The 10,467-nt window shown below is 63.6% G+C and carries 11 protein-coding genes; 8 read left to right on the plus strand and 3 right to left on the minus strand.

The annotated features are described in order from the left end of the window. Entirely contained in the window at nt 1-936 is a 936-nt protein-coding gene (locus AAGA11_07795; GenBank protein MEM9602750.1) for a glyoxylate/hydroxypyruvate reductase A, read from the plus strand. Here AAGA11_07795 and AAGA11_07800 read toward each other — a convergent pair. Then, nucleotides 930-1,400: a Crp/Fnr family transcriptional regulator gene (locus tag AAGA11_07800; GenBank protein MEM9602751.1), complete on the minus strand. Its 471-nt coding sequence runs from the start codon at nt 1,398-1,400 to the stop codon at nt 930-932. The genes AAGA11_07795 and AAGA11_07800 overlap by 7 nt on opposite strands. A gap of 190 nt (nt 1,401-1,590) precedes the next feature. Here AAGA11_07800 and AAGA11_07805 point away from each other — a divergent pair, with 190 nt between their 5' ends. The 7 genes from AAGA11_07805 to AAGA11_07835 all read left to right on the plus strand — a co-directional run bounded on the left by AAGA11_07805 (nt 1,591) and on the right by AAGA11_07835 (nt 9,052). Continuing rightward, nucleotides 1,591-2,991 carry an L-serine ammonia-lyase gene (locus AAGA11_07805; GenBank protein MEM9602752.1) on the plus strand — a complete coding sequence of 467 codons (1,401 nt, stop codon included), beginning with the start codon at nt 1,591-1,593 and terminating at the stop codon, nt 2,989-2,991. Nucleotides 2,992-3,217: 226 nt separating this feature from the next. Next, complete coding sequence (locus AAGA11_07810; GenBank protein MEM9602753.1) at nt 3,218-3,934, plus strand: B12-binding domain-containing protein; 717 nt, start codon at nt 3,218-3,220, stop codon at nt 3,932-3,934. 34 nt (nt 3,935-3,968) lie between these two features. Continuing rightward, nucleotides 3,969-4,634, plus strand: a complete 666-nt coding sequence (locus AAGA11_07815; protein MEM9602754.1) for a DUF1638 domain-containing protein — start codon at nt 3,969-3,971, stop codon at nt 4,632-4,634. Continuing rightward, entirely contained in the window at nt 4,619-4,927 is a 309-nt protein-coding gene (locus AAGA11_07820; protein MEM9602755.1) for a virulence factor, read from the plus strand. Before AAGA11_07815 ends, AAGA11_07820 begins: the two co-directional genes overlap by 16 nt. 37 nt (nt 4,928-4,964) lie before the next feature. Continuing rightward, nucleotides 4,965-5,891: a methylenetetrahydrofolate reductase gene (locus AAGA11_07825; GenBank protein ID MEM9602756.1), complete on the plus strand. Its 927-nt coding sequence runs from the start codon at nt 4,965-4,967 to the stop codon at nt 5,889-5,891. An 86-nt stretch (nt 5,892-5,977) separates the two neighbouring features. Continuing rightward, nucleotides 5,978-6,886, plus strand: a complete 909-nt coding sequence (locus tag AAGA11_07830; GenBank protein MEM9602757.1) for a dihydropteroate synthase — start codon at nt 5,978-5,980, stop codon at nt 6,884-6,886. Nucleotides 6,887-6,976: 90 nt separating this feature from the next. Continuing rightward, complete coding sequence (locus AAGA11_07835; protein MEM9602758.1) at nt 6,977-9,052, plus strand: ASKHA domain-containing protein; 2,076 nt, start codon at nt 6,977-6,979, stop codon at nt 9,050-9,052. Between the two features lie 232 nt (nt 9,053-9,284). On the opposite strand, the gene AAGA11_07840 is transcribed toward AAGA11_07835, so the two are convergent. Together AAGA11_07840 and AAGA11_07845 are read right to left on the minus strand one after the other, a co-directional pair. Beyond that, entirely contained in the window at nt 9,285-9,914 is a 630-nt protein-coding gene (locus AAGA11_07840) for a heme-binding protein (GenBank protein MEM9602759.1), read from the minus strand. A gap of 33 nt (nt 9,915-9,947) precedes the next feature. Next, a complete protein-coding gene (locus AAGA11_07845) occupies nt 9,948-10,316 on the minus strand; it encodes a DUF2237 domain-containing protein (GenBank protein MEM9602760.1) in 369 nt (122 codons plus the stop codon). Nucleotides 10,317-10,467 lie beyond the last annotated feature (151 nt).

The raw sequence follows: 10,467 nt of genomic DNA on the forward strand, positions 1-10,467 counted from the left end.
ATGCACATTCTCGTGAGCATGCCGACAGAGCAACGCGACCACGCCGAACGCTGGCGCACGGCGCTGATGCAACGGCTACCGTCTGCCGACATCAGCGTGTACTCGAGCGGCGAGGTGCCACGCAACGTCGACTACGTCGTCACCTGGAAACCCGATGCAGACTTGATGTCACGGCTGACCGGCTTGCGCGCTGTGTTCACCGCCAGCGCGGGGGTCGACGCCATCCTCGCACAGGCAGACCTGCCCGACTGCCCGATCGTGCGCTTGCTCGACGCCGGCATGGGCGACCAGATGGCCGACTATGCCCTGTTCGCCGGGCTGTACCTGCAACGTGGCTTTGACCGCATGCGCGAGGCCCAGGCCGAGGCCCGTTGGGCACCGGCGCTCGGTGCCGCTCGTGACCGACCGGTGGTTGGTATCCTCGGTCTTGGCACCCTGGGCTCGGTCGTGGCTGCGCGCCTGGTCGCAAACGGCTTCCCCGTGCGCGGCTGGTCGCGCACGGCGCGGACCGTGCCGGAGTTGAGCTGTTTCCATGGCCTGGATGGTCTGGACGATTTCCTCGCCGGCACCGAGCTGCTCTTCTGTCTCCTGCCACTGACGCCGCAGACGCGGCACCTGATCGACCGCCGACGTCTCGAGGCCCTGCCACGTGGTGCGGCGGTCGTGAACGTTGCCCGTGGGCCTGTCGTCAACGAAGTGGATCTTCTGGCCGCACTCGACTCCGGGCACGTGCGTTGCGCCCTGCTCGACGTGTTCGCCACCGAGCCGCTGCCGCCGGACAACCCGCTCTGGCAGCACCCCCGGGTCGTGATCACCCCGCACGTTGCTGCTGCCACGCTGATCGAACCCAGTGCCGACAGCGTCGTCGCGGACATGGCACGCCTTGAACGCGGCGACACACCGCGCGGCCTGGTGGACCGAGCCCGGGGTTACTGACCGGCACTGATCCGCACCCAGTGCTCAACCCGCTCGGCGTCGCTGTCGCGCAGCCGACGGCTCATTTCCCGTCCGATATTCATGTGCAACAGGGTCATCTGCTCCAGGTCCTGCTGCCACACGCGGTGCATGGTGTCGGGCCCGATCTCCAGCGCGATGCACGGCGATTGAGCAACGGCCGTGTAGCTGCGAGGCTGCAGGTCAATGTGTGCCGCCTCGCCGTAGGAGTCACCCACGGCAATGGATCGCAAGACATAGCACAGCGTGTCGGTCTCCCAGACCGCGAGCGCACGCCCGTGAAGCAACACAAAGAGGCTGTCACCGTCCTCGCCTTGCCGAAAGAACGCCTGGCCGGGCGCGCGCGGCAACGCCGGCGCATGCGTCATCAGCGTGCCGAGGGTGAGCTCGGACAAGCCACCAAACACGGGCATCTGCTGCAGCGTTTCGATCGAAGGCGGGGTCATGGTGGGCCTTGGACGGTCGCGTGAGTCACGGCGGCTGCACATCGCAGGCCACTTACGGCCGAGGACGTTTGCCACGCTGCGACACCGATCACATTTCGGAACGTCATGTCAGCCCGTTTGAGCTGACCGGTGACCTGTGCGCTGCCCCTGATTATACAATCCGCGCACCCGCCCTCCGCGACCAACCGCCATGGCCATCAGCGTATTCGACCTGTTCAAAATCGGTATCGGACCATCAAGCTCTCACACGGTGGGCCCCATGCGCGCAGCTCATCGGTTTCTGGAGGCGCTGGACGCACGGGACCTGATCGAACGCACGGCGCGGGTGCAGACCGAGCTCTTCGGGTCGCTCGGCGCCACCGGCCGCGGTCACGGATCCGACAAGGCCGTGATCCTGGGTCTGATGGGCGAAACCCCCGAAGACACGGATACCACCACGGTCAACACGCGGGTGCGCACGGCGCGCGAACAGCGCAGCCTCATGCTGGCCGGGCGCCACCGCATCGCCTTCGACGACGACAGCGATCTGGTGCTCTACCGCGAAAAGTCGCTGCCGTTTCACAGCAACGGCATGCGACTGCGTGCGCTGGACGCCAGCGGTGCGGTGCTGCACGAGGCCGTCTACTACTCGGTCGGCGGCGGCTTTGTCGTCGACGAGTCTGCCGTTGCCGGCGATGACCCGTTGACCGAGGACCAGACAACCCTGCCCTACCCGTTCACCACGGCGGAGGAACTGCTCTGTCTGGCCAACGAGCACAACGTGCCGATCAGCAGCATCATGTTCGCCAACGAACGCGTTTGGCACTCGGACGAGGACATACGCGCCGGCCTGCTGCGCATCTGGGACGTGATGCAAGGCTGTGTGCAGCAGGGCATGACCACCGAAGGCGTATTACCAGGTGGCATGAAGGTCAAGCGGCGCGCGTTCGCGCTGCACCGCAAGCTCACCTGCGAGGCCCCGGGCGAGGCCTTGCCAATCGGCGTGCTGGACTGGGTCAACCTCTACGCGCTGGCGGTGAACGAGGAAAACGCCGGTGGTGGCCGCGTCGTCACCGCGCCGACCAACGGCGCGGCGGGCATCATCCCCGCGGTGATGCACTACTACGCCAAACACTGCCCCGGTGCGACCGAGGACGGCATCATCCGTTTCCTGCTGACCGCCGGCGCGATCGGCATTCTGTTCAAGGAGAACGCCTCGATCTCGGGCGCGGAAGTCGGTTGCCAGGGCGAGGTCGGGTCGGCTTGCTCAATGGCAGCTGGCGCGCTGACGGAAGTGCTCGGCGGCACGCCGGCACAGGTCGAAAACGCCGCTGAAATCGGTATGGAACACAACCTAGGCCTGACGTGCGACCCGATCGGCGGCCTGGTTCAGGTCCCCTGCATCGAACGCAATGCCATGGCCTCGGTCAAGGCGATCAACGCCAGTCGCATGGCGCTGCGCGGGGACGGTACCCATTTCGTCTCGCTCGACAAGGTCATCAAGACGATGCGCGAGACCGGCATGGACATGTCCCAAAAGTACAAGGAAACCGCCCGCGGCGGCTTGGCCATCCACGTGTTGGAAGTGCCGGTGAACGTGGTCGAATGTTGAGGCCTCGCACCCACGATAGCCACGAAAATGGACGGGCAAAAAGCCTGAAAACGGTCTAAACCATGCAAACCATGATGTTTGGTTCACCTGTCGACAGAGGCTTGCACTTATATGTCGCAATCCGTTACCGACCTGTCGCGAGTGAATCAGCTGCTGGCGCAGCCCAGACATAGAGTTCCGCGTTCCATAGTCCGGTGATTCACCGGCCAACCAGAGCCCAGTGCACATGTCAGACGATATCCAGCAGCACGATGACGATGAAGAAGACATCATCCTGTCTGAACTCGAGACCGACGAGCTCGTCGAGCAGATGCACGATGACCTCTACAACGGCCTGAAAGAGGAAATCGTCGAAGGCACCGAGATCCTGCTGGAGCGCGGTTGGGCACCGGACAAGGTCCTGGCTGACGCCCTGGTCGAGGGCATGCGCATCGTCGGTATCGATTTCCGCGACGGCATTCTGTTCGTGCCCGAGGTGTTGATGGCCGCCAACGCAATGAAAGGCGGCATGGCCATCCTCCGTCCCCTGCTCGCCGAGACCGGCGCCGAAACGGTCGGCAAGATGGTGATCGGCACGGTCAAGGGCGACATCCACGACATCGGCAAGAATCTGGTCTCGATGATGATGGAGGGCGCCGGCTTCGAGGTGATCGACATCGGCATCAACAACCCGGTCGAGAACTACCTCGAGGCGATCGAGGAACACAAGCCGGACATTCTCGGCATGTCCGCGTTGCTCACCACCACCATGCCCTACATGAAGGTCGTCATAGACACCCTCAAGGAACAAGGCATGCGCGACGACTACATCGTGCTGGTCGGGGGTGCCCCGCTGAACGAGGAGTTCGGTCAGGCGATCGGCGCCGACGCCTACTGCCGTGACGCCGCTGTTGCCGTCGAAACCGCGAAATCCATGGTGGCCGAGCGCCGCGCCGCGCGCTGACGCGCGGCCTCGCCGTGGTCGGTGGAACCTTGCCATGCCGTGTGACACCGAATCCAGCCGCAAGACGCGATCCCCCGACACCCCTGTTGCCAAGACCACACTTGTCATTGCCTGTGGTGCGCTTGCGCACGAAATCACGGCCTTGCAACGACTCGGCAACTGGCAACACATTGCCGTTCAATGCCTGCCAGCCGAGCTGCACAACCGACCCGACAAGATCCCTGAAGCGGTACGGGCCAAGATCCAGGCGGGTCGTGATCGTTTCGCGCACCTGTTTGTCGCGTATGCCGACTGCGGCACCGGCGGTCTGCTCGACAAGGTGCTGCGCGAGGAAGGCGTGGAGCGCTTGCCCGGCGACCACTGCTACGGTTTTTTCGCCGGGCAAAACGCATTCGATGCGATTAGCGAGGCCGAGCTTGGCACGTTTTACCTGACCGATTTTCTGGCGCGCCACTTCGACCGCTTGATCTGGCGGGGCATGGGGTTGGAGGCGCACCCGGAACTGTTGCCCATGATGTTCGGCAACTACACACGCCTGCTCTACCTTGCGCAGAAGCCTACGGACGACTTGCAGCACCGTGCGCAACAGGCTGCCGACAAGCTTGGCTTGCGCTACGAGTTCAAGCAAACGGGGTATGGCGAACTCGCCACAGAACTGACATCCGTCGCGGAGAAAACAATCACATGGCGAAACTTGTAACCATTTGGTGGCGGGACATCCCCTCACAGGTCACCGTAAAAAAAGGCCGCAAGAACGGAAAAGTCCTGTTATCCGAGCGCTTCCAGGAAGCGATAGACAGGGCCGCAATGCGTGCGGGGAAAAAGACCACCGACGAGTACCTCGAGGACTGGCGGCGTGAAGAGAGAGAGGTCGAGGGCGAGTTGCAAGCAATCGCAGACGCCGAGGCCGCTGCACTGGAGGCTCGGTACAGTGATGACGATCTGAAACAACTGGAGCGCCAACACGGCCACGCGCAAACCGCCGACAACTGACCGGTCCCGCCACAACGCCCTACAGGCAGACAAATAGATGAACTCCGATATCAACACCAGCGACATTGAGAGCACAGTCCAGGCTTTCATGCGGGACTTTACGCTCGAGACGACACCTGGGCAGGCCGCCAAGCTCGAAAGCTACCAGGGCATCCTGCGCGAGGGCACGACCGTGGCCGTGACCTTCCTGCCCGGTTCCGACTACCGCGACACGGTGAAAACCGCTGCACGCTTGCGCGCCGAAGGCTTCGAACCCGCTCCGCACTTTGCCGCGCGATCGATCGCCAGCCGCGATGAATTCAACGACTTTGTCGCACGGTGCGCTGGCGAAGCCGGCGTCAACCACGTCGTCGCCCTGGCCGGTGGCGTGGACAACCCTGTCGGCCCCTACGACAGCTCGATGGCCATTCTCGAGACCGGTATTTTTGACAAGCATGGCATCGCGAAGGTTGGTGTGGCGGGTCATCCCGAGGGCAGCCCGGATATCAGCGATGCCCTGCTCACCGAAGCGTTGCAATGGAAGAATGCGTTGTCCGAGCGCACCGACGCAGAGCTGTATATCGCGACTCAGTTCGTGTTCGAAGCCGAACCCGTGATCGCCTGGGACAAAGCGATCCAGGCCGAGGGCAACCGACTGCCGATCCACATTGGTGTGCCGGGCCTCGCGACCATCAAGACCTTGCTGGCGCACGCCAAGGCCTGCGGCGTCGGGCCGTCCATGCGCTTTCTCACCCGACAGGCGATGAACGTCGCCAAGCTCATGACCGTCAGTGCACCGGACAAACTGGTCACAGCGCTCGCCCAGTACCAGGCGACCGACCCCGATTGCGGCATCAGCCATGTGCACATGTACCCGCTGGGCAGCTTCAAGAAAACCGCGGACTGGAGCTACGCCGTCGCCGACGGCGCGATCCGGATGAACGCGAAACGTGACGGATTCGAGGTCGATCTGCCCTCGGCTTGAGGCGGATTCAACGCGGCTTTGAGCCGCCGTCACCCCCGAGACACCTGTACAGTTGTTAGGCTGTACGCGACACAGAGCACCCCAACATGAGTGAAACAGTTCTCACATCAGCGAGCGGAAAGGAATGGGTCATGGGTTTCGACCGTCCTTTCACGATCATCGGCGAACGCATCAACCCGACTGGCCGAAAGATCCTCGCCGAGGAAATGAAAAACGGTGACTTCTCGCGCGTCGAGGCCGACGCGGTTGCCCAGGTGCAAGCCGGCGCGCACATGCTCGACGTCAACGCCGGCATCCCCTTGGCGGACGAACCCGGCCTGCTCGCCAAGTCGATCGAACTTGTTCAGAACCTGTGCCCGAACACGCCGATCTCCATTGACTCCTCGATCCACGAAGCACTCGAAGCCGGCCTCGCCGTGTGTAAGGGCCGCCCCCTGCTCAACTCAGTGACCGGTGAGACCGATCGCCTTGAAGCCGTGCTGCCGCTGGTGAAGAAGTACGATTGTGCCGTGGTTGCCATATCAAACGACGAGACAGGCATCTCGGAGGACCCGGAGGTCCGCTACGCTGTCGCCAAGAAGATCGTTGAACACGCGGCAGACCACGGCATCAAACCGCACGACATTGTCGTCGACCCTTTGGTCATGCCGATCGGTGCCCTGGGCCAGGCCGGCCGCCAAGTGTTCGACATTCTGCACAAAATCCGCAAGGAACTGCGTTGCAACACAACCTGTGGCGCTTCAAACATCAGCTTCGGCTTGCCCAACCGCCACGGCATCAACGCGCATTTTCTCGCCATGGCGGCGTCGCACGGGATGACCTCGGCCATCATGAACCCGCTGCACGAACCCGAGGCGCAAGCCATTCGCGCAGCCAACGTGTTGATGGCCAACGACGCGGACTGCATGGCATGGATCCAGCAGTACCGCGAGCCGCCTGCAGCGGGCAGCGAGGGCGCACGCGGTCGGCGTACCAGCCGCCGCCGCCGCGGGTAATCGGCCGGCCGCGACACCGGTGGCGCACGCCAGCGCCACCCCGGACCGACACCCGTCCCCCCTCTGACACCGTGACGATCGGAGCATGCTATGAGCAGTCAAGATCACCGCACACCGGGCCTCGCTCACGTTGCCCCTACCGAAATTGCGAGTGAAGATGCGCTGATCGTGTTCACGCCGTCGGGACGACGGGGGCGCTTTCCGAAGGGCACGCCATTGCTGAATGCCGCCCGCGCCCTGGGTGTCGACATCGATTCCGTGTGTGGCGGCCGCGGCCTCTGCGGCCGGTGTCAGGTGCTGTGCATGGAGGGCAGTTTCCCCAAACACCGCATCGAATCAACGCCAGCCAGCCTGTCGGCCTTCACGAAAACCGAATCCCGGTTCGAACGTGTCAAGAAAACCAAACTCGACGGGCGACGCCTGAGCTGCCAGGCCACCCTGCTCGACGATGTGGTCATCGATGTGCCGGCTGACAGCCAGGTGCACAAGCAGGTGGTGCGCAAGGACGCCGCCTACATCGACATCGAGCTCGACCCGATCGTCCGGCTCTACTATGTCGAGGTGCAAGAGCCGGACATGCACGACCCGAGCGGCGACCTGCGTCGACTCAAATCCGCGCTGGAGTTCGAATGGCGACTCGAGGGTCTGACCACTGACGCCAGCCTGTTGCAGCACATTCAACCGGTTCTGCGCGAGGGCAACTGGAAGGTCACGGTTGCGGTCTACCGCGACGAGAAGATCATGGCGATCTGGCCGGGTTTTCGTGACAAGGCCTACGGCTTGGCGGTGGACGTCGGCAGCACCACCATCGCCGCCCACCTGTGTGACCTCGCCAGTGGCGAGGTGGTCAATTCCGCTGGCATCATGAACCCGCAGATCCGCTTCGGCGAAGACCTCATGAGCCGCGTGTCCTACGTCATGATGCACGAAGGCGGCGACCTCGACATGACCGAGGCTGTGCGCGACTCGCTGAACAGCCTGATCGAGGCAATCTGCGAGGGAACCGACGCAACGCCGGAGACCATCCTGTCGTTGACCTTCGTTGCCAACCCGGTGATGCACCACTTGTTGCTCGGCATCAACCCGGTTGAACTCGGGGGCGCCCCCTTCGCACTCGCGATCGACGAGGCCCTGAACTGTTTCGCGCGCGATCTCGATTTGCGGGTGCACCACAATGCCCGCGTGTACGTGTTGCCGTGCGTGGCCGGCCACGTCGGCGCGGACACCGCAGGGGTGATGCTGTCCGAGCAACCCGACACCTTTGACGAGGTGAGCCTGCTTGTCGATGTCGGCACCAACGCCGAAATCGTGTTGGGTAACCGGCAGAAGCTGCTGGCGTGTTCCAGCCCGACCGGACCGGCCTTCGAAGGGGCACAGATCAGTGGCGGGCAGCGCGCCGCACCGGGGGCAATCGAGCGCGTGCGCATCGACAAGACAACCCTCGAACCCCGCTTCTCCATCATCGGCGTCGAGCACTGGTCCAACGAGGACGGCTTCGAATCCGCCCTCAACGACACCGGTGTCACCGGTATCTGCGGCTCAGGCATCATCGAAGTGGTTGCCGAGATGTACCTCAGCGGCATCATCAACCAGGACGGTGTCATTGACGGGGCCCTCAGCGCCACCAACCCGCGCGTGTTCGAGGACGGCCGCACGCACAGCTACCTCCTCTACGACGGCGAGGTACGCATCGTGATCACCCAGAACGATGTCCGCCAGATTCAACTCGCCAAGGCGGCGTTGTATGCCGGCGTCAAGCTGTTGATGGAACACATGGACATCGACGCGGTCGATCGCATCCGACTCGCCGGTGCTTTCGGGTCCCACATCGACGTGACATACGCGATGGTGCTCGGGTTGATACCGGATTGCGGGTTGAACGAGGTGCGCTCGACCGGCAACGCAGCAGGTTCCGGCGCGCGCATCGCGTTACTCGACCGCAAGTCGCGCGAGCGCGTCGAAGAGATGGTGCGCAACGTCGAGAAGATCGAAACCGCGGTGGAACCGCGATTTCAGGAACACTTTGTCAACGCGATGGCCTTCCCCAACAAGGTGGACGCGTTTCCGCGTCTGCAGGAAGCGGTCACGCTGCCGGAGAACAAGGTGGTCGAGGCAGCCGGTGCCGAGGGACGCGGACGACGGCGACGCCGCGCACGTCGCGGCTAGGCGCGCCCTCCCTCAGCCTGCCCGAGCCGCCTTTGAACCTGTGCTCACGCTGCGGCGCGGCACACGGTATCCCTGAGTTGCCGTTGTCACGCCGTCCACACGGCACGGCACCCGCCGCGATGCGCTGGATGGCGCTGACAGGCCACGTGCGCTCGACCGGGGCCGAGAAGGGGAGTGGCGTACTGTCAACGCACCGGAGCACTCGGACGGTGGCCCGATCGCCAAACGAGCCTCACGGCACGAGCGCAAGCATGATCTCGTTCCGGCGCAGCATCGGCAGTGTCCAAGGCGGATTGTAGAACGCGTACTTCGGGCTGCCTGTCACGGCGAGCCCGCGACGTTCCACAAAGCGCCTCAGCTCGGACTCGTGTGAGTGCACATTGCTGTCCGTGTTTCTGCCTGAGAAGGTAATGGCGACGACCGTTTGCGCCGGTACCGCCTTGAGGGTGACGCGGTTGTTCACGGGCCGAGGCAGGGTGTCAAGGCGGTATTCCGACGGCATCACGAAGCTGATGCGCCACGTATCACCGGCTGCCTGTTGTTGCACCGGCGCCGTCATGGCGATTTTCACACTGCCCTGCTGCTCAACCACCGCAACGCCAGGTGTGATTTCGTTGTTGCCGAAGATATAGTCCGCCAACAAGCGGAATCCCGTGCCGCTGGCGACGTCACGTGGGCCCGTGACCTCCACCTCGGCGATGACCATGGGATCGTACCGTCTGATCTCGATGTCGCCGCTTGTCTCGACAATCGCGTACGTCGGGGTTTCAACGTTGCTCATAGCCGGGCCGGCAGCGGTCGCACCGACCATCAGGATGAACAGGGTCTTGGCTACCCCACCCCATTTCCATGCCGCGTTCATCGCGTGTCTCTCGGGTATCCGTTGACGGGCCGCTCACGGCGCGCCAGCGTGTTTCAACGTGTCCAGTGGAATCCACTCGAGCACCTTTTCGTGCGTGGATGCCAGGCGCACCGGCGGTGCCACTCCTGCCTCAAAGGCTTCGAGCCACCGCATGGCGCACAGGCACCAGCCGTCTCCCGCTTTCAACCCGGGGAACTGAAACTCCGGGCGCGGCGTGCGGAGGTCGTTGCCGCGGGACGCGGTGAACGTGAGAAACGCCTCGGTGACCACGGAGCACACCAGGTGGGTGCCGAGGTCCGCGTGGTGTGTGTTGCAGTACCCGTCCCGCAGAAAGCCTGTCATTGGGTCCGTGCAACAGGGCTGCAGTGCCTCACCGAGAACATTCAGCGCAGGCTGCGACATCACGGTTGCGCTTGAGCGCGCGAAGCCGACGCAATCTGACAGTGAGCCAGGCGCTTGAAGCGCCACGCGGCAAACCGGTTGTACAGTCGATCGGCCACCGGCTGGATCACCGGCAGGGCCACGATCCTGGCCAGCACACGCCACCGGTGCA

The organism is Pseudomonadota bacterium, assembly GCA_039196715.1.
Classification (GTDB): domain Bacteria; phylum Pseudomonadota; class Gammaproteobacteria; order CALCKW01; family CALCKW01; genus CALCKW01.